The organism is Bradyrhizobium sp. JR4.3, assembly GCF_040547695.1.
GTDB lineage: Bacteria > Pseudomonadota > Alphaproteobacteria > Rhizobiales > Xanthobacteraceae > Bradyrhizobium > Bradyrhizobium canariense.
In genome coordinates this window covers 287,396-305,651 of record NZ_JBEPQF010000001.1, presented here as the reverse complement: position 1 = coordinate 305,651, position 18,256 = coordinate 287,396, and the positions used below count along the sequence as shown (strand labels likewise).

Below are 18,256 nucleotides of genomic sequence, written 5' to 3'. Positions count from 1 at the left end.
GCTTGCCCACCAATCCTCCCCTCGCAAACCGGTGCGCAATGGACAATTGGCTGCGATCCGCGATCGACTACATCGGCTCCTGGATCGAATTCCAGCACACCACAATCCAGCAGCCCGGCGTCGTCATCGCATTCGCCCATCGCGGCGAAATCGTCGCCGAGCACGCGTTCGGCCTCGCCAATCTCGGCACCGGCGAGAAGCTCACCCCGCGCCACCGTTTCCGCATCGCCTCGCACTCGAAGAGCTTTACCTCGGCCGGCATCATGAAGCTGCGCGAGCAGCGCAAGCTCCGGCTCGACGATCCCATTGGCCAATATGTCGGAGGCCTGCATCCGCGCGTCGCGGAAACGACGATTGCGCAAGTGCTGTCGCACAGCGCGGGACTGACGCGCGACGGCGCCGATTCCGGTCAATTCATCGACAGCCGTCCCTATCTCGACGCGAGCGAGTTGCTCGCGGAATTGAAGCTGCCGACCGTAATCGAGCCGGGCACACGCTTCAAATATTCCAACCACGGCTTTGGGCTGATTGGTCTCGTCATCGAGTCCGTGACGAAGGAGCCTTACCGCGCCTGGATGAAGCGCGAGATCATCGAACCCGCGGGCCTGCGCGAGACCGAGCCGGATGCACCGCTTCCCAAGGGGGCGCCGTTCGCGCGCGGCCACACACGAAGGGTGCCCTACGGAGAGCGATGCGTGATCCCCGGCGACAATCCTACCCACGCGATGGCTTCCGCCACGGGCTTTGCCGCTACCGCCGCCGACACCGCCCGCTTCTTCGCGCAGCTCGCGCCCAACGCAAGAAAGAGCCTGCTGTCGGTCGCAAGCCGCCGCGAGATGACGCGACATCATTGGCGCATCCCGCAGAGTTTCGAGGCCTATTACGGCTTGGGTATCGGCGCCGGCAGGCTCGACGGCTGGGACTGGTTTGGCCACGGCGGCCATTTCCAGGGCTATATCTCGCGGACCTGCGCCATTCCCGCCTGCGAACTCGCGATCAGCATCATCAGCAACTCCATCGACGGCGCAGCGCCGTTCTGGATGGACGGCGCGATGCAGATCCTGCGCGTTTTCCAGACCCGTGGCGCACCCGACCGCCGCGTGAGCGACTGGACCGGCCGCTGGTGGACAATCTGGGGCGCGACCGATCTGGTACCCGTGGGCAACCGCGTGCTGGTCGCCAATCCTCAGTTCAACAACCCGTTCATGGATGCCGGCGAGATCGAGGTCACCGGCCGCGACACCGGCAAGCTCGCCTGGGCCGCTGGCTACTCCAGCCACAGCGAGCCGGTGCGCCGCGTCCGCGACAAGCGCGGCAAGGTTAGTGACGTCTGGATCGCTGGCGCCAACATCAAGCCTGCGGCCGCCGTCGCCCGCGAGATCGCGCGGAGATACAAGCCGCGCAAGCGCCCGCCTACTCCCGAATGAGAGTCTCGACCTCGCTCCGAAGGGCCCGCCGCGAGCCGTCGCGCGAATAGAACATGTGGCCGCCGGGATAGACCACGAACTTGACCCGCTGCGTTGCGAAGGCCGGCAACTGGTCGAGCACCCGCTTCGATCCGAAATAGGGCGTGGCGAGATCGAACAGGCCGTGCGCGACCAGCACGTTCAGCTTCGCATCCGTGGCGAGGATCTGGCGCAGCTCGGAGACCGACTGCGGCGGGTTGATGCCGCGGCCGAAATCCCAGTGGCCTTCGATGGCGCCGTTCAACACCTCGTAGGAGCCATCGGGCCGCCAGTTGAGCTTGTGCGTCAACAGGTCGACCGCAGCACTCGTCAGCGGCGCCTGCAGCGCATCGCCGGAGGGATCACCGAACCGCGAGCTGCTGGAATCCGGATAGGGATCGAAGCCGCGCACCGAGGCGTCGTAGCGCCCCGTCACCTTGCCGTTCTTGCGGTCGAATTCGCGGCGGAATTCGCCGACGTCGAAGCGGCCCGCAAGCCGACGGCTCACCGACTGGTCGATGCCGGTGAGCTCGGCGACCTTGTCGGCAAGACGATTGGTCGCTTCCTTGTCCGCCTCACCCTTGACGAGGTCGGCCAGGAATTCGCCGCGCGCGTAAGCCTCGACATCGGCGAGATCGGCGCGCTTGATAGCTCCCTTGGTCGATTCCTTGGCTTCGCGCGCGACCGCGACATAGCTCGGCAGCGTCGCGACATATTGCAGGAGGCTGGTGTCGGTGAACTCACGGAAGTCCAGGAGCGGCGACACCAGGATCAATCCCCTGACGCCGACGCCGTGCTGGAGCTGCAACTGGCGCACCACCTTCGGCCCGCGAATGCCGCCATAGCTTTCGCCGGCGACGTATTTCGGCGAGGTCAGCCGGTCGTGCTTCTCGAGCCAGCGGCGGATCACCAACGCGATCGAATTGACGTCGCCGTCGACGGAGTAGAACGATTTGCGCGCGTCATCGCCGGTCGCGACGAACCGGCTATAGCCAGTGCTGACGGGATCGATGAAGACGAGATCGGTGAAGTCGAGCCAGGTCTCCGCGTTCGGCTTCACCTCGGGCGAGGCGGACGGCGACAGCGCTTCGCCATCGAGCGGCAGCCGCCAAGGCCCGGCCGCGCCGAACTGGAGCCATGCCGAGGACGCACCGGGCCCGCCGTTGAACAGGAACGTCACGGGGCGCGTCGCACGGTCGGCGCCGTCGAGCTCATAGGATGTATAGGCGATGTCGGCCACCGGCTCGCCCTTGCCGTCGAACACGCGGATCGATCCGGCGGTCGCTGCGAAATTGAGGCTGCGGCCGGGAAGATCGAGCGTCTGTTTCGTGGTTGAATCCGACGGAAGACGGTGCGGCTCGGCGGATGACGATGAATTTTGCGATGCGCCTTGTGCACCGCCGCGTCCGCCCTTCTGTCCGGCTGGTGCCGCCGCCTCGGCGCGCGGCTGCGGCGGATCGTCGGCGCGCGCCAATCCTGCGAGCGCGAAGGCCGACACCGCCAGCACCAGGGTCGCGCGGCGGAGCGCCGGCACATTCGTGGCCATGATCGTTCTCCCTGCCCGGCGACGACCGCCGGTGCGGACCGTAAGGCTAGCGCGGAATTGCGACGGTTTGGGGGATCATGGCTCCGGTGGTGCCTGAAGAGCCCGGTTGGGCACAAACCGACCCGGTTTCGTCCTCAAACCGGAATGGGCAGTTGCCGGTCTGCCGTGAAGGGCGGTCATCCTCGACAATCCCGGTCGAGATCGTTAGACGAGCCCGGCGGAACTTCCTCCAGCCAGCGGCCCTGCCCGGAAGCCATGACCAAGCCAGCGCGATACGACCGGATCGCCTTCGTCGCCAGCCCGAGCAGCGAGGCGCAAGCCGCCTTCGGCCAGCTCACCAGAGACTTCGGCAATTGCGATCCGAAGGACTCCGACATCGTGGTCGCACTCGGCGGCGACGGGCTCATGCTCCAGACGCTGCATCAGCACATGCATACGGGCAAGCCGATCTACGGCATGCACCGCGGCACCGTCGGCTTCCTGATGAACGAGTACTCGACGGTCGATCTTCGAGCCCGTCTCGAGGCGGCGCAGGAGTCGGAAATCCATCCGCTTCTGATGCGCGCGACCGACGCCAACGACCGCGTCCACCTGCACCACGCCATCAATGAGGTCGCCCTGTTCCGGCAGACCTACCAGGCGGCGCGCCTGCGGATCCTGATCGACGAGCGCGAGCGGATGTCCGAGCTGATCGCCGACGGCATCATGGTGGCAACGCCGGCCGGCTCCACCGCCTACAATCTATCCGCCCAGGGACCGATCCTGCCGATCAACGCCGCGCTCCTGGCGCTGACGCCGATCAGCGCCTTCCGCCCACGACGCTGGCGCGGCGCGCTGCTGCCGAACACGGCCTATGTCGTGATCGAGGTGCTGGAGGGCGACAAGCGCCCCGTGGCGGCGGTCGCCGACCACGACGAGGTCCGCGACGTTCGCCGCGTCGAGGTGCTGTCCGACAGGACCATCTCGATGCGCATGCTGTTCGACCCCGGTCACAGCCTGGAAGAGCGCATTTTGCGCGAGCAGTTCGGGTCCTGAGCCGCCTCGCCGGACTGCCGATCGCAACCCTTCATTAACCCCCGGCGAGATATGGTTAACGAAAGTTGACCGCTCCGGCCCGGGCTCCATGTTCCGCATCGATTTCAACAAGCTGCGTTTCCTCGTCTGCGACGACAATCCGCACATGCGCCGCATCCTGCGGACGCTGCTGCATTCCTTTGGCGCGCGCGAAGTCTACGAGGCCGAGGACGGCGCCACGGCGCTGGAAATGTACAGCCATTACGTGCCCGACATCGTCATCACCGACTGGGCGATGCCGATCTTCGACGGGCTCGAGCTGGCGCAGATGATCCGGCAGCCGGAATCCAAGGGCAATCCTTATGCGCCGATCATCATGCTGACCGGCCATTCCGAGAAGCGCCGCGTCACGGTGGCGCGCGATGCCGGCGTCACCGAATTCCTGGCCAAGCCGATCTCGGCCAAGGGACTCTACCAGCGCATCCTCAACGTGGTCGCCAGTCCCCGCCCCTTCATCAAAACCAAGACCTATTTCGGCCCGGACCGGCGCCGCAACATCAACTCCGCCTATATGGGCCCCGAGCGCCGCGTCGGCGAAAAGCACGAGGTGCTGCAGCAGCCCTCGCTGCTCGACAAGGCCCGCTCCACCATCTAGCGCAACGTCTCTCACGATCGAGGCCGATATCATGGCGAAGAACAGCGCAAGAGACATCGAGATCACGGCCTTCGCCACACATCAAATCATCACGCAGCCCAACCCGCTGCGGTCGGTCCTGCGCCGCGTCGAAGACAAGGACATGGACGATCCGGTCGGCCGCGCCGAACAGGCGCTCGCGGGCCTTGCCGGCGAGTTCAAGGACTGGATGGCGACCGAGATCAACCGGCTGTCGGCGGCCTACGTCGCCATCCGGCACGACGGCTTCACCAAGGACAGGCGCGACGAGTTGTTTCGCGCCGCGCACGACATCAAGGGCGATGCCGCGACTTTCGGCTATCCGGTGGCCGCGGGCGTAGCCGAGAGCCTGTGCCGCGTCATCGAGCACGCGCCCGATCTCGAAAAGGTGCCGGCCGAGCTGTTCACGCACCACATCAACGCCATCCTCGCCATCGTGCACGAGAACACCAAGCTCGACAGCATCAGCGTCTCCGCCGAGCTCAGCCGGCGCCTGCGCAAGGTCGCCGACGATTATCTCGCCGACGCCAACCGCGATCGCCCCGAGCATCTCGAGGTGATCCTGGCGCCGAGCATCGCGCCGGCGGGGTAGCTTCGCCGTTCGCGAGGTGGGGTAGGGTGGGCAAAGCGAAGCGTGCCCACCAGTCGCCATGAATTGTGCGGAGAGACGGTGGGCACGGCGCAATGCGCCTTTGCCCACCCTACGTCGTCTCGTTACGCTGCAATCAGCTCGCCATACACCGGATCAACCATCTCCTCCGCGACCAGCTCGTCGCAGAACAGCCTTGCCTCTTCGCGTGCGGATTCGGTGGCGAAGCGGCGCAGCAGGACCATCAGCGGCTCGGTCGCGCCGCGGTCGGTCTCGCAATGGGTGAGCACGCGCTCGACCATGCGGCGGCGCAGCCTCGCCGCATTGTCATCGCTGTCGACGAAGCCCTGCTCGTGGGAGGCATCGAGGGCGACCTGGAGGGCCGCAAACGTCGCCTCGGGAAGCCCGGCGCGGCGGAGCAGCGCGTGCAGGCTATTGCCGCCGCGATCGTGCAGCAGCGCGGACACGCGCGCCAGCGGCAGCTCGGCGAGCTCAGCCAGCGCCGCATCGAAGAGATCCAGATTGCTCGACAGCAGCGCGCGCAGAATGAGACCCGCGGTGAGCTGGCCGGTGATGCGCAGGTGCCGAACAAGCCCTTCCATGTCTTCGCCGCGCGAGCGCGCCGCAATGTTCATGGTGGAGCGATCGCGGGCCTCGGTCGCGATGCGCTCGGCGCGGTCGGCAGTCAGCCAGTTCCGGGCGACGACGAATTGAGCCAGCGTCTCCGAGAGTTTTGCCACAAGCGCGGCGCGCGTTGCGGACGGCAGATCCTCCAGCACCAGCATCGCCTCGCGGATCGCGGCGAGATGGCCGTGACGCTCGACGATGCGATCCCAGGAGAACGGCGCAAGCTCGGCATGAGGATTTTCGATCAGCTCGAGCGCTGCCGCCGCGCAGCCGACTTCGGCAATGGCGGCGCAGACCGATACCGGCAGCGCGATGCGGCGCGCGACCGCGCACTGCACCTCGTCGTTGCCGGTCGCGACGATGTCGACGAGATCGGCGTCGATCAGCAGCGGAGAATGTTCGAGCACGGGCAACGCGACGGTCGGCTGGTCCCCCGACAGCGCCCGCACGATCGACGCGGGCGCCTCGGTACTGCGCGCAAACGCCTCGGCCATCGCCTGCCGCACCAGCGGCGAGGGATCGTCGAGCAGCATCAGAAGCGCGCCTTCAGCGGCAACACGGTCATCATGGGAAAGGTCTGAGATCAGCCAGGCCCGGGCCAGCGCCCGCGTTGCCTCGGCCCGCTCGCCAGCGGGCGCCGTCCTGATCCAATTGATGAACTGCCGAACAATCATGGTGCTTCCGGCTTACGCAACGAAGACGAAGCGGTGACGGCTTGTCACCTGCAACACAAAATAAACCACGACGCTTAACAAAGCGTTCACCATAACTGGCTGGTTTTATTGACGTTTTGTTAAGGGAACAAAGGCGGCCCGTTCACGCGCCGGGACCTGCGCGCAGCGTTCACGCTGCGACGTATCCGAGACACGGGCGCGCGAATTAGCTTGAGAACGTGCCGCTGCGATCGCTGAAGAGATCAAGGGGCTGCGGCGGCCGGACGTCGGGCGTTGCCGACGCGGCCGAGGTCGCGGGTGCGACCGAAGTGAGCGAGGCATTGCTGCCCCACAATTTCTGCACGGTCGTCGAGACCGGCTGGGTGGTGTCGCCGGGCTGATAGATCGAGCGAAACACCGGCGTGCTCGGTGCATTGTCCGCGACCGTCGTCGGCGCCGTCGCGCTGACCGGCGTCACCGCGCGTGTGTTCGGAAAGGACTGGAGATACGCGGCATTGTCGATCAGAGGCGCGGCAGGCTGTACGCCGTTGGCGCTCGCGACCTGCGTGGTCGACGGCGTGCCGCCATACATCGCCATCGCGCTGCGGGTGGTTTTCGAATTTGCCGCGCCGGCGTAGCGTGCATCCAGCACCGAATAGACCTCGGAAACGCTGCGCGCGCGGCCGTCCTTGGCGTAGAAGATCGAGCGATTGGCGGACGCCGCGTTGGGAAACAAACGCGCGCCGACCGCTTGCGGATTGTCCTCGGCATTGGCGATCAGTTTCGCGGCGCCGCCGACGCCCATGAAATGCGCCATGTAGAGTTCGCTGTCGGACGGCCTGCGGCCGAGCAGGCCGGTGAGCTTGAAACTGTTCGACTGCGTCAGCGCGGCCGCCATGCTGGAGGCGGCCTCCGGATCGTCGCGCAGTTTCATAATCGACCGCTTCATCGCGGGATCATCGACGATGTAGGTGCCCGACGACGTCCTGGTGATGGCGTCGGAATAATTGCCATAGCCGAGCTGGGTGCCGGCTTCCTTCACCGTGCCGAGCCAGGTCTGGTCGATGAACTGGTAGAGCCCGTGCGCGGATGACGTAGTCGCCCCCGCCGTGGGATCGAAATCCGATTCCATCTTGGCGGTGGTCAGCATGTACTGGAAGCTGATGCCGGTCCGGTTGGAGACCTGATTGATCGCACCGGCGACGCGTGCCCGCGACGGATCGAGAACCGCCGTCTGAGAGGCACTGGAGTTGTCGACCGACATAATGAAGTGCCCGCACCGCACGGCGTTGAGTGGCGCCGGCAATTCGGCGCCCTGTCGTCTCACCGTGGGACAGGTATGGTTAATGCGGGGTTAATTCGGCCGTCAGCCCTACCCTCAATGACGGCAGGATTATTTCTTGTACACCGCGTCCGGATCGAACAGCCTGTCCGCATCGACAAAGACGAGCCTGGCGCCGCCGTCTTCGGCCTCGACCTTGCGGTAGAAGCAGGACCGGCGGCCGGTGTGACACGCTGCGCCGATCTGCTCGACGCGGATCCAGATCGCATCCTGATCGCAATCGGTGCGGATCTCGACCACGCGCTGGGTCTGACCTGAGGTCTCACCTTTTCGCCACAAGGCATTGCGCGAGCGGCTGAAGTACCAGGCCTCGCCGGTCGCGATGGTCTTGCGCAGCGCCTCGTCATTCATGTGCGCGACCATCAGCACGTCGCCACTGGCAACATCGGTCGCGACGACCGTCACGAGCCCGGCCGCGTCGAATCTGGGAAGGAAGGCGAGACCTTCCTCGATTTCATGGGAGTGAGCAGACACAACGCCCTCGCCGGTCTATTCGCGAGGTCAGCGCTGCAGGCCTCGCACCAGAGACAGAAAACGAGCTTGCTCCGCCGGATTGTCGCGGAACATGCCGGTGAAGCGGCTGGTGAAGGTGGAGGCGCCATGCTTGGCGACGCCGCGCACCGACATGCAGGTATGCTCGGCCTCGATCAGCACGGCAACGCCGCGCGGCTTGAGTATCTCGTCGATCGCCGCCGCGATCTGCGCGGTCATGTGCTCCTGGGTCTGGAGCCTGCGGGCGAAGATGTCGGTGAGGCGCGCAAGCTTCGACAGCCCGACCACGCGTTCCACCGGCGTGTAGGCGATGTGCGCCTTGCCGTAGAACGGCATCATGTGATGCTCGCATTGCGAGGTGAACTCGATGTCGCGCACAAGCACGAAATCATCATAGCCGGCGGTCTCGCCGAAGGTGCGATCGAGCACCTCGGCCGGGCACTGGTGATAGCCCTGATAGAGTTCGTCGAAAGCCTCGACCACGCGGCGCGGCGTGTCGAGCAGGCCCTCGCGGTTGGTGTTCTCGCCGATATAGGCGAGCAGCGTCTTCACTGCCTGCTCGGCCTCGGCGCGCGCGGGGCGCGGCTGGTCGGCCCGGACGGCGGCGGCGAGGAATTCGGAAGGATCAAGCTCCGCCGGACGGCTCTCGGGCTGCCGGTCGGAGGGCTTGTTGGGGCGGATGGATTTGATGGTAGCGTCCATGTCGACTCCGTTCGACGGCCTTGCGGCCGGAGTGTCACCGGCAGACGGGGCGGCGAACCGCCGGACGCCTGAGAGAACAGTTTCGGCGAAAAAATCTGCAAGCTGTAACGCCGGCAGCAGGGTTCTGCATCACACCACTGCTGCAGCGCTGGACTGTTTTTCCGCCAGTTCCGACCCTATATAAGGCCGTGGACGGCGCACGCCAAGGCCGATCCTGCTGGACTCCATCACATGCTGAACGACATTTATAACAAGCGGATCATCGAACTGGCCGGGAATATTCCGCGGCTCGGGCGGTTGCCGGATCCCGATGCCACCGCCACCGCCCATTCCAAGCTGTGCGGCTCGACCGTCAAGGTCGACCTCAAGATGGAGGGCGAGAAGGTCACCGACTTTGCCCACGACGTGAAGGCCTGCGCGCTGGGACAGGCTTCTTCATCCATCATGGCAAGTCAGATCGTCGGATCGACTGCGAGCGAACTCCGTGAGTTACGCGAAACTGTTCGCAAGATGCTGAAGGAGAACGGCGCGCCTCCTGAAGGCAAATGGGAAGAGATCAAGTTCCTCGAGCCGGTCCGCGACTACAAGGCGCGCCACGCCTCGACGCTCCTGACCTTCGATGCCGTGGTCGATGCCATCGGCCAGATCGAGGCGAAGGCGAAGCAGCCGGCTGCGGCGCAAGGCTGATTCCGGCGGAGGTTGATCCCGGGCTCGTCGCTCGGCCCGGATATAGATCAGAGATTCCGAGGCTACTTCTGCGATGCCGCGACCGGCGTGGCCACGCGGCCCGTCGGCACCAGGGCTTCCGCCGTCTTGGTCGACTTGGCAGGCTGCTCCGGTTCCGCACCGAACCTCGCCTGGGTCTTCGGTGCAAGCTCCGCCATTGCCGGCGCGGAGATATCGACATGCGGCAACACGTCGGCCACGAGATCCGTCGTCACGAGATTGGTAAGCTTGAGCTCGCCCGCATCGAGCTCGTGCAAATCTTCCCACGGCGGGACGCTGAGCGCGAGCGACAGCAGATCGCCGGCACCGCCCATGTCGAACGTGTATTTGGCGAGCCGGCCGATGTCGCGCTCCACGATCATCAGGTCCTGCGCGCTGTAGCTCGCGGCCTTGGCATCGTCGGCGCGATCACCCATCCAAATCTGATGGACCCGCACATGGGCCGCTTCCGGCACGTAGCGCTTCTTGCCCGCCAGCAGCAGGAACACGCACATGGATTCGCAATAGGCCTCGGGCGCGACCGCCGGCCGAACCGTCTGCCCGCCGCGGGTCTGAATGCTGATACCAACCGTGGTCAAAAGTCCGAGATTGCGAAAGCGCCGGCCGAGCGTGATCGCGTCGTTGACGGAACCGCCACTGGAATCGAGCACCACGGTGGCGCCGCCGAGCTGGCGTCCGCGGGAAAATTCTTCGAAGTCCCGGGGCGTATCGGCGGTGATGATGCCGACCGCACTGACCCACCCGCGGCAATTCGGTTCGCAGGCGACCCAATTGAACTTCATCGGCAGCTTGCGCTCTTCGAGGGCAGCACCGGCCCGGGCCGACGACCCGAGCGTCGCGACGGCGCCAGCCAACACGACTCCACAAGCAGCGGTTCCTACCAGCAACCAGCCGCGAAGTTTGAGCGACTTCAGAAGTTTCAAACTGGTCCCTTCCCCAAGCCCAAAGCAATAAGCCAAAGCCGATTCAGGCAAGCCCCGTTCTGACGTTCCATGAGTCTCACATGGGCGTCACAAAAATGGTATCCGGGGGAATACAGATCGTCCATAGGTACTTGCTGCACTGCTCCCAAAAAGCACGCAAAATATGGCGTGCAAACAACAGCTTACAGTTCCCTGCATCGGAACCACGCAAAACCTCGCCTACGATCTCAGCAAAGCGCCCATGAAGCAATCAGCCTGCGAACACTGTTCCAATTCCGTCGCGGGCGCGCTCCGGCTTCCGCGCAGATTCGGCCGCGCGCTGATCTGGATCTACCGCCACACGCTCTCGCCGTTGGTTGGCTACAACTGCCGGCACCTGCCGACCTGCTCCGCCTATGGCGACGAGGCGATCGAAAGGTTCGGGCTGTGGGCCGGCGGCTGGATGACGCTGGCGCGCCTGCTCCGTTGCAATCCCTTCGGCACCTCGGGCATCGACAACGTGCCCCTCACCGCGCCACAGGGCGCGCGCTGGTACTCGCCCTGGCGCTACGGCCGCTGGCGCGGTGTCAATGCATCCTAAGCACGGCGCGGCGCCTCACGCGTCGCTACCTTGAGTGGAACCGAAATTCTCCCCTCGCGTTGATGTGATGCTCCCGCGGGAGGAAAAACAATGCGCTGGAAAATCAGCCCTCATTTTCACTTCAGGTCTGGACCGGATTCGCGGATTGGTTCGCGAGGCCACGATCCCAGAACCCTCGACATGCTCGCCATCATCGTCCTCTTGACGCTCGCGGCCGGCTCTGGCTGGTATCTGGCGACGAGCACTGCCACGCCGCCCAGTACGACGGCGTTCATCGTGCCGAGCCAGAGCGTGCACTGGTAGAGCTAGACTTTAGAGGTCAAGCACCAGCCGGTCGGCATCCGATCCGGCGACGCAGATCATGAGAAAGCGTTCGCGCTCATACGGCGACAGGACGCGATCGCGGTGCACGGGCTTGCCCTCGATCCAGCCGACCTTGCAGGCGCCGCAAATGCCGCCGCAGCAGGACGTCGATATATCGATGCCTCCTTCCTGCAAGGCGGCCAGCATGGTCTGGCCGGCGCGAACCGGGATTTCGGTCCCCGTACGCGCCAGCGACAGCGTGAAGGGCTTTGCGTCAGGGTCGATCACCGGTGGCGGCGCGACGAAACGCTCGATGTGAACATTGGCTGCGGGCCAGGCTGCGGTCAGGCGCTCGAACTCGTCGGTCATGCCTTCCGGCCCGCAGCAGGCGACCATCGTCTGGACTCCAACCTTTCCGACCAGCGACGCCAGATCCGGACGCCCGGCCCAGGACGTGCGGTGCACGACGACACGCCCCGCATCGATCAGCGGCGCGAGATGTGCGGCAAGCGGCACCTCCTCGCGCACGATGAGGTGCAGCACAAAATCTGCATTGCCAATCTGCAGGAGGTGACGGGCCATCGACAAGAACGGCGTTACACCGATGCCACCGGCGACGAACACATGATGCGCAATGTCCGCACCCGGCTCCAGCCCGCCGCGCGGCAGTGACACGCCGATGACGTCGCCTATGCCAACCTCGTCGTGAAGCGCGCGCGAACCGCCGCGCCCATCGGCCTCGCGTTTGACCGCGATGACGTAACGCGAGTTATCGGCGGGCTCGTTGCACAGCGAATAGGTCCGCACGAGACCGTTCGGCAGATGCAGGTCGATGTGGGCGCCGGGCTTGAACGGCGGCAGGTCCCAACTGTCGGGATCGGCCAGCGTGAACACCTTGATCCCCGCACCGGCCCCCTCGATGCCGGCGACAACCGTCTTGATCGTCGTTATGGGCCGTGCGCTCATGCCATGTTCCGCACGGTGTCGCCGACCCTGACGATGCCGCCTTGCAATATCCTGCAGTTGAGGCCCGAGCGGTTGATGAGCGGATCGAAGATCGCCTTGCCGGTGATCTCCTCGATATGCCGGCACGGAATCGACAATCGGGTCGCTTCCAGCAAGGTCTCACCTAACCAGAAGCGGCGGCCGACCAGATGGTTCAACGGCACGCCCTCGACCGTCACGTTGCGGCGATGCTCCTCGGGACCGAGTTCGATTCCCGCGTCGCGCTTGAGCGCAACCAAGGTTTCGAGCTCGAACAAGGTGACCTGCCTGCCCTCTTCGGGCTTGTGCGAATAAAATCCTTCCTCGCGCCCGATCATGTAGCGGTCACCTTCTATCCCTTGGCCGGCGACGAGAACGAGCTGCTCCATCGCGCGCATTGGCAGGAACGCGCGTGGAGCGAGATGGAGGAAGCGGACCAAGCCAGTCCAGCCGAGGCGTGCTGTGCTATCGGCCGAGCCGGCGCCTATCTCATCGAGCATGACAAAATCCTTGTGAGAAGCGATGGCGCGCCGCCGGCAGCGGCGCGCCGCGGGATCAGGTCAGTTCCTTGTTCGCCATTTCCGGCGCGAACGTGGTCGCGGTCGCCGTGATGGCGGCGCAGCCAATCAGCAGCAGCGAAACCGGCCAGGTGGCGCCGCCACTCCAGCCCATCAGAGCCGCCGCAATCAGCGGCGTCAATCCGCCACTGATGGCGGCCCCGACCTGGAACCCGAGCGAGGCGCCGCTATAGCGCAGCCGCGCGGAAAACAGCTCGGAGTACCAGGGCGCGCCGATGCCGAACATCACCATCTGCCCGAAAGTAATCGCCACCACGATGGTCCAGATGACGATGGTGGGATCGCGGGTGTTGAGCAGCCAGAACAGCGGAAAGGCAAACAGCGCCGAAAACAGACAGCTTGCATAGAACATCTTTTTGCGGCCGACGATGTCGGACAGCCAGCCGAACAGCGGAATGGCGAGCAGCGCGACCAGCGATGCCGCGAAGGCGCCGTTCAACACCACCGTACGAGATAAGCCAAGATTCGCGGTGGCGTAGGACATCACGAACACGCCGCCGATGCTGGCATAGGCGATCTCCGAGATCTTCAGTCCGACCGCGGTAAAGAAAGGACGGCGGTGATGCCTGAAGATCTCGACCAGCGGCAGACTTGCGACCTCCTTTTTGGCCTGGACCTGGCGGAAGGCCACGGTCTCTTCCATGTTGAGGCGGATGTAGAGACCGACGCCGACCAGCAAGATCGAGATCAGGAACGGAATGCGCCAGCCATAGGACATGAACTCACTTTCCGGCAGGCTCGCCACCAGCGCAAACATGCCGATCGCGGCGAGATTGCCGATGGGATTGCCGACCTGCACCATGCTGCCGAGCAGGCCGCGGCGGTGCGTCGGACAATTCTCCACCACCATCAGCACCGCACCACCCCATTCGCCGCCGAGGCCAATGCCCTGGAGGAATCGCAGGCCGATCAAGAGCAGCGGCGCGGCGATCCCGATCTGCTGATAGGTCGGAAGCAGGCCGATCAGAAAGGTGCCGATGCCCATCACCATGATCGTGATCGCGAGCATCGCCTTGCGGCCCACCCTGTCGCCGTAGTGACCGAAGATCGCGGCGCCAAGCGGTCGCGCCAGAAAGCCGACCGCATAAGTGCCGAAGGCCGCGATCGTGGCGAGCGCGGGGTTGCCGGCAGCGAAGAAGACCTTGTTGAAGACCAGCGCGGTCGCCGTGCCGTAGATGAGGAAGTCGTACCATTCGACCGCGGTGCCGATCACGCTCGACCACACGATCCGCCGCAAGCTCGCCGCCTCGTCCGGCGCTACGTTCAGGGTTACGTCGTCTGCTACGGTCATCGATGTCTCCAAAAAGTACCGGCGCCAGGGAAAGCAGTTGGTTCTGTCCGCGGAGCCCATCGGCAGCCCGGACGGTAAAAATCGATCATGTTTACTGTTGGAAATCAACGGCGTGGAACGCGGCAAATGCCGTCCGGAGCGGCAAAGCACGCTTATTGCCCTTTAATTGAGCTGATTTTGGCGATAAACTAGAGTCTTTGCTTACAATATCTGCGACCTTGCTCTAAATTTCTGCGCACATGTTTTCCTTTGGAATACAGCCGGCGCGTACACGGAAGGGACAGCGCGCACCCGCCGGACTGGCAGTCGAGCGGCATCTGTTGCAAAAGAGACGTCAGCAATTCGGGAGACTCATGCGTGCTTGACGTCAGCAAAGCGGCAGCCGTCGGGGCCAACATTCGCCAGGCGCGGATCGCCAAGGGCCTGACACTGGACCAGCTTGCCAAACAGAGTGATCTCACGCGCGGCTATATCTCCCTGGTCGAGCGCAACCTGAAGATCCCTTCGCTCGCCGCCCTGCTACGGATGGCAGCCGCGCTCGAGGTCAATGTCGCGAATTTCTTCGACCCGAACGCCGAGCCCGCGCCGCGCTACACGCTGTTCCGCCGTGAAGGCGGCAGCGTGCCGCTGTTTCAGGACACCTTTGGCGTGGTGCCACTGGCAACCGGCCGCACCCGCAAGATGATGGAGCCGTTCCTCCTGAGCCCGCCGCACAAATCGGCGACGCGCGCCTCGCATGCGGGCGAGGAGTTGCTGTTTGTCATCAATGGCAAGATCGCGATCAAGCTCGACGGCGAAGAACTCGTCCTCGGCAAGGGCGATTGCCTATATTTTTCAGGCGAGACACCGCACGAGGTCAGGAGCCTCGGCCGGCAGAAGGCGGAGGTCCTGGTCGTCGTCGCCCAGAGCCCGGCGGCATAACGCCGGGCCTGGCACCAGGCCTAGCGGGACCAGAAAAAGCGCCCGGGTGGCGGCGGGACCGGCTCGGGCGGACGTGGCCGCTTCGGACGCGGTGGTTTCGGCGAGGGCTCGGCGGACGAGGTGGTCTCCGCGCCGGGCGCCGTCTCGCTTGCCGGCACCTTCACCGCCAGCAGCAAGTTCGATTCGTGCATCCGCCAGCGGTAGCCGACGCCGAAATCGATCGGCTGGGCGCGCGTGAACAGCGCGGCGTAGCGTTCCTGGTAGCGGCCGGGAAATTCGCTGATGGGTCCGAGATAGCGGCCGAACGGGAAGAAGCGCCATTGCCGCGAATTGTAGTTCGAAAGCGGAATGCCGGAATCGTCCTGGACGATGGTCGCGCTGTTGGCGAGCAACCAGTCGCGCGCGACGGTGAAATTGCCGGAGTGCAGCAGATAAGACGCGCTCTTGATCAAGCTGTTGCCGGGGCCGAGCGTCTCGCAGAACTTCAGGAAGCCGGCTGCGCGTGCACCTGAATTGGAGAGATCGGTCGAGAAATAATACAGCGTGCGCGCCTCGCCGTCGGGGCCTGCAAAGGTGATGCGGGCGCCGCGCGTCGCGTTCGGTCCGGGGTTGTCGTTGCCGACATGCATCCCGCCCTTGTCGTCGAGTGCAACCATTTCGACATTGCGGATGGTCTTGCCGGAGCGGACGAGGAAGACGTAGAGGATCGGCAAGGTGCCGTTGACCTGGTTGGTGTGCAGGTCGACCTTCATTTGCTTGGTGATGAAGAAGGAAAAACTCAGGATCGAGCCGAGCGAGCGCTCGACATTGTAGAGCGCGGCGCCGACCGAACCGCGTGGCAATCGCGTCAGGTCAGCCACCGCACCGACCGGCTCCAGCGCGCCGAGCACGTAAGTGCTGGCCTTCGAATAGAAGGCGTTGGCGTAGAGGAAGTCGGGGCCGCTGAACAAATAAAACATGGTCGGTCTGGGCGCCGCCAGATTGACGTCGGCCCAGTTGCGGATCTTCGAGAGCTGGCGCTCCTCAAGCTGGGCGAAGGCGCCGTCGAAGAATCTCGCGTGGCGCTGCCAGCCCGGGTCCTTTGTGAGCGGCACCAGCGGCGAATCCGCCGAAGGCTGCATGCCCGCGAGGAAGCGCGCGGTGTCGTCGAAGGTTGCCTCGGCAGCACGTGCGGACGGGACGGCCGCAGCCAGCAAGGCGAGAGCCACGGCCGCAATTCTCATGGGTCGAAACATGTCTATTCGCGATTGTGTGACGTGCCAGCGGCGACCGGCCGCCTGCGGAAAACAGCATAAATCAACAGGCCCGAGAGCATGACGAGCATCCCCGACAGCGATTGCACGAGCCGCTCGGTCAACAAATAGTACATCATGAACCCGGTCACGAGCAGGAAAACGAGCGGCGTGAACGGGTATCCCCAGGCACGATAGGGCCGCGGCAAATCGGGATCCGTGATGCGCAGCTTGATGACGCCGGCGACCGTGAAAAACGAGCAGAACAGCAGCGCGAACTGGATGAAGTCGAGCACGGCCTCGAAGCTGCGCGTGAACAACAGCAGATTGGCGACGGCGAGCTGAAACAGGATGGCATAGGCCGGCGCGCCGCGCACCGACCTCTGCGAAAACACGCGCAGCGCCGGAATATCCTCCCCCATCGTCATCATCACGCGCGGGCCGATCCACATCATCGCGCTGATCGAGGAGATCAGGCCGAAACAGATCATCGCGCCGACGATCCGGCCGCCGAGATTGCCGAAAATCGCGCTGCCGGCGACGCTGGCGACGTCGAGCTGACCCGCGAGCGCGCCGACCGGCGTCGAATGGAGAAACACCGCATTCAGCGCGACGTACAGCACGAGCACGATCAGCGTGCCCGCGAGCAGCGCGCGCGGCAGGTCCCGCTGCGGCATGTTCATCTCGCCGATGATGTAGGTTGCGGCATTCCAGCCCGAGAACGAATACATCACGAAGACGAGCCCGATCGCGAAGGGCGCGCTGACGATATGCGCGAGATCGCCCGCCTGCGGCGTGAAGGCGATCGGCTGCGGCACGCCGACAATGAATCCTGCAACCAGGAAGGCAACGATCAGCACGACCTTCAGGATGGTCGAGATCAACTGGAAGGTCGAGGAGTGCCTGACCCCGGTCAGTTGCACGAGCGAGACCAGCCACACCACGGCGATGGCAAGCGGGATCGGCGGCACACCGGGCACGACCGATTTGGCGTATTCGCCGAAGGCCATCGCGGCGAGCGCGACGGGTGCTGCAAAGCCAACGGTCGCCGACACCCAGCCGGCGAGAAAGCCGAAGGCGGGATGATAGGCACGGCCGAGGAAATTGTATTCGCCGCTCGAGCGCGGAAACATCGCGCCGAGCTCGCTGTAGGAGAATACCCCGCATAGCGCGACGATGCCGCCGACGGTCCACAGCAAGAGGATCGAGAAGCCTGAGGGGATGTCCTTGACCTGGAAGCCGAGGCTGGTGAAGACGCCGACCCCGATCATGTCGGCCACGACGATGGCGGTTGCGACCAGAACGGAGACCCCCGACCCGCGTCCGGTCAGCCGGCCGGTCCAGGGTGCAGTACCCGCATCTGATGCCGTCATCGCCGTCCTCAACCTCAGGCGTCACGCCTCGTGGGAAGCATCGTGCAGCTCGGTCCAGTCAATTCAAGCAGGGTTAACAAGGGTTAAATGAGGCGGGGCCAAATCGGTACTGCAGCACCATTAATGCACCATCCGGGCAATAAAGCTTCGTAAACACCGGGACATCCCGCCTCCCTCCCCCACAATCACGACACGATTGCGTGGTCCCTTCGAGCGTTCCGGATGTGGGGAAGTTTCTCCGGACACTTAACGTCGCCTAAAC

At 64.5% G+C, this 18,256-nt stretch carries 19 protein-coding genes; 8 read left to right on the top strand and 11 right to left on the bottom strand.

What is annotated here, in order from left to right:
• The first annotated feature begins 38 nt into the window (after nucleotides 1-38).
• Nucleotides 39-1,427, top strand: a complete 1,389-nt coding sequence (locus ABIB91_RS01560; RefSeq protein ID WP_354158873.1) for a serine hydrolase domain-containing protein — start codon at nucleotides 39-41, stop codon at nucleotides 1,425-1,427.
• On the opposite strand, the gene ABIB91_RS01555 is transcribed toward ABIB91_RS01560, so the two are convergent.
• On the bottom strand, nucleotides 1,414-2,991 hold the full coding sequence (locus tag ABIB91_RS01555) for a S10 family peptidase (protein ID WP_354158875.1): 1,578 nt from the start codon (nucleotides 2,989-2,991) through the stop codon (nucleotides 1,414-1,416). The genes ABIB91_RS01560 and ABIB91_RS01555 overlap by 14 nt on opposite strands.
• 255 nt (nucleotides 2,992-3,246) lie before the next feature.
• On the opposite strand from ABIB91_RS01555, the gene ABIB91_RS01550 reads away from it, so the two are divergent.
• The 3 genes from ABIB91_RS01550 to ABIB91_RS01540 all read left to right on the top strand — a co-directional run bounded on the left by ABIB91_RS01550 (nucleotide 3,247) and on the right by ABIB91_RS01540 (nucleotide 5,270).
• On the top strand, nucleotides 3,247-4,026 hold the full coding sequence (locus tag ABIB91_RS01550; protein ID WP_354158877.1) for an NAD kinase: 780 nt from the start codon (nucleotides 3,247-3,249) through the stop codon (nucleotides 4,024-4,026).
• 88 nt (nucleotides 4,027-4,114) lie between these two features.
• Entirely contained in the window at nucleotides 4,115-4,660 is a 546-nt protein-coding gene (locus tag ABIB91_RS01545) for a response regulator (protein ID WP_007602647.1), read from the top strand.
• Between the two features lie 31 nt (nucleotides 4,661-4,691).
• On the top strand, nucleotides 4,692-5,270 hold the full coding sequence (locus ABIB91_RS01540; RefSeq protein WP_007602646.1) for an Hpt domain-containing protein: 579 nt from the start codon (nucleotides 4,692-4,694) through the stop codon (nucleotides 5,268-5,270).
• Between the two features lie 122 nt (nucleotides 5,271-5,392).
• Here the strand turns inward: ABIB91_RS01540 and ABIB91_RS01535 are convergent, their stop codons facing one another.
• The 4 genes from ABIB91_RS01535 to folE all read right to left on the bottom strand — a co-directional run bounded on the left by ABIB91_RS01535 (nucleotide 5,393) and on the right by folE (nucleotide 9,083).
• Nucleotides 5,393-6,568, bottom strand: a complete 1,176-nt coding sequence (locus tag ABIB91_RS01535; protein ID WP_354158879.1) for a DUF2336 domain-containing protein — start codon at nucleotides 6,566-6,568, stop codon at nucleotides 5,393-5,395.
• Nucleotides 6,569-6,773: 205 nt separating this feature from the next.
• The gene (locus ABIB91_RS01530) at nucleotides 6,774-7,853 is read right to left on the bottom strand and encodes a lytic transglycosylase domain-containing protein (RefSeq protein WP_354158881.1); all 1,080 of its coding nucleotides are present in this window, start codon (nucleotides 7,851-7,853) and stop codon (nucleotides 6,774-6,776) included.
• Between the two features lie 87 nt (nucleotides 7,854-7,940).
• A complete protein-coding gene (gene hisI / locus ABIB91_RS01525) occupies nucleotides 7,941-8,363 on the bottom strand; it encodes a phosphoribosyl-AMP cyclohydrolase (protein WP_354158883.1) in 423 nt (140 codons plus the stop codon).
• 27 nt (nucleotides 8,364-8,390) lie between these two features.
• Entirely contained in the window at nucleotides 8,391-9,083 is a 693-nt protein-coding gene (gene folE, locus ABIB91_RS01520; RefSeq protein WP_007602630.1) for a GTP cyclohydrolase I FolE, read from the bottom strand.
• A gap of 231 nt (nucleotides 9,084-9,314) precedes the next feature.
• Between folE and ABIB91_RS01515 the strand changes: the two genes are divergently transcribed.
• The gene (locus ABIB91_RS01515; protein WP_007602629.1) at nucleotides 9,315-9,770 is read left to right on the top strand and encodes an iron-sulfur cluster assembly scaffold protein; all 456 of its coding nucleotides are present in this window, start codon (nucleotides 9,315-9,317) and stop codon (nucleotides 9,768-9,770) included.
• A gap of 62 nt (nucleotides 9,771-9,832) precedes the next feature.
• Here the strand turns inward: ABIB91_RS01515 and ABIB91_RS01510 are convergent, their stop codons facing one another.
• A complete protein-coding gene (locus ABIB91_RS01510) occupies nucleotides 9,833-10,732 on the bottom strand; it encodes a COG3904 family protein (RefSeq protein WP_354158886.1) in 900 nt (299 codons plus the stop codon).
• 241 nt (nucleotides 10,733-10,973) lie between these two features.
• Between ABIB91_RS01510 and yidD the strand changes: the two genes are divergently transcribed.
• Both yidD and ABIB91_RS01500 read left to right on the top strand, forming a co-directional pair.
• Complete coding sequence (gene yidD / locus ABIB91_RS01505) at nucleotides 10,974-11,312, top strand: membrane protein insertion efficiency factor YidD (RefSeq protein WP_035994626.1); 339 nt, start codon at nucleotides 10,974-10,976, stop codon at nucleotides 11,310-11,312.
• A gap of 90 nt (nucleotides 11,313-11,402) precedes the next feature.
• The gene (locus ABIB91_RS01500; protein ID WP_354158888.1) at nucleotides 11,403-11,615 is read left to right on the top strand and encodes a hypothetical protein; all 213 of its coding nucleotides are present in this window, start codon (nucleotides 11,403-11,405) and stop codon (nucleotides 11,613-11,615) included.
• A 9-nt stretch (nucleotides 11,616-11,624) separates the two neighbouring features.
• Here the strand turns inward: ABIB91_RS01500 and ABIB91_RS01495 are convergent, their stop codons facing one another.
• The 3 genes from ABIB91_RS01495 to ABIB91_RS01485 are packed head-to-tail and all read right to left on the bottom strand — an operon-like array spanning nucleotide 11,625 to nucleotide 14,468.
• Complete coding sequence (locus ABIB91_RS01495; RefSeq protein WP_354158890.1) at nucleotides 11,625-12,581, bottom strand: PDR/VanB family oxidoreductase; 957 nt, start codon at nucleotides 12,579-12,581, stop codon at nucleotides 11,625-11,627.
• Nucleotides 12,578-13,099, bottom strand: a complete 522-nt coding sequence (locus ABIB91_RS01490) for an MOSC domain-containing protein (RefSeq protein WP_354158892.1) — start codon at nucleotides 13,097-13,099, stop codon at nucleotides 12,578-12,580. The genes ABIB91_RS01495 and ABIB91_RS01490 overlap by 4 nt, the downstream gene beginning before the upstream one ends.
• Before the next feature lie 55 nt (nucleotides 13,100-13,154).
• Nucleotides 13,155-14,468, bottom strand: coding sequence for an MFS transporter (locus tag ABIB91_RS01485; RefSeq protein ID WP_219683823.1), 1,314 nt, complete (start codon nucleotides 14,466-14,468; stop codon nucleotides 13,155-13,157).
• Between the two features lie 357 nt (nucleotides 14,469-14,825).
• On the opposite strand from ABIB91_RS01485, the gene ABIB91_RS01480 reads away from it, so the two are divergent.
• Entirely contained in the window at nucleotides 14,826-15,389 is a 564-nt protein-coding gene (locus ABIB91_RS01480) for a helix-turn-helix domain-containing protein (RefSeq protein ID WP_354128745.1), read from the top strand.
• A 20-nt stretch (nucleotides 15,390-15,409) separates the two neighbouring features.
• Here ABIB91_RS01480 and ABIB91_RS01475 read toward each other — a convergent pair whose 3' ends face one another.
• Both ABIB91_RS01475 and ABIB91_RS01470 read right to left on the bottom strand, forming a co-directional pair.
• Nucleotides 15,410-16,624 carry a hypothetical protein gene (locus ABIB91_RS01475; RefSeq protein ID WP_354158895.1) on the bottom strand — a complete coding sequence of 405 codons (1,215 nt, stop codon included), beginning with the start codon at nucleotides 16,622-16,624 and terminating at the stop codon, nucleotides 15,410-15,412.
• Between the two features lie 2 nt (nucleotides 16,625-16,626).
• Entirely contained in the window at nucleotides 16,627-17,994 is a 1,368-nt protein-coding gene (locus tag ABIB91_RS01470) for an APC family permease (RefSeq protein WP_007602618.1), read from the bottom strand.
• Between the last annotated feature and the right edge of the window lie 262 nt (nucleotides 17,995-18,256).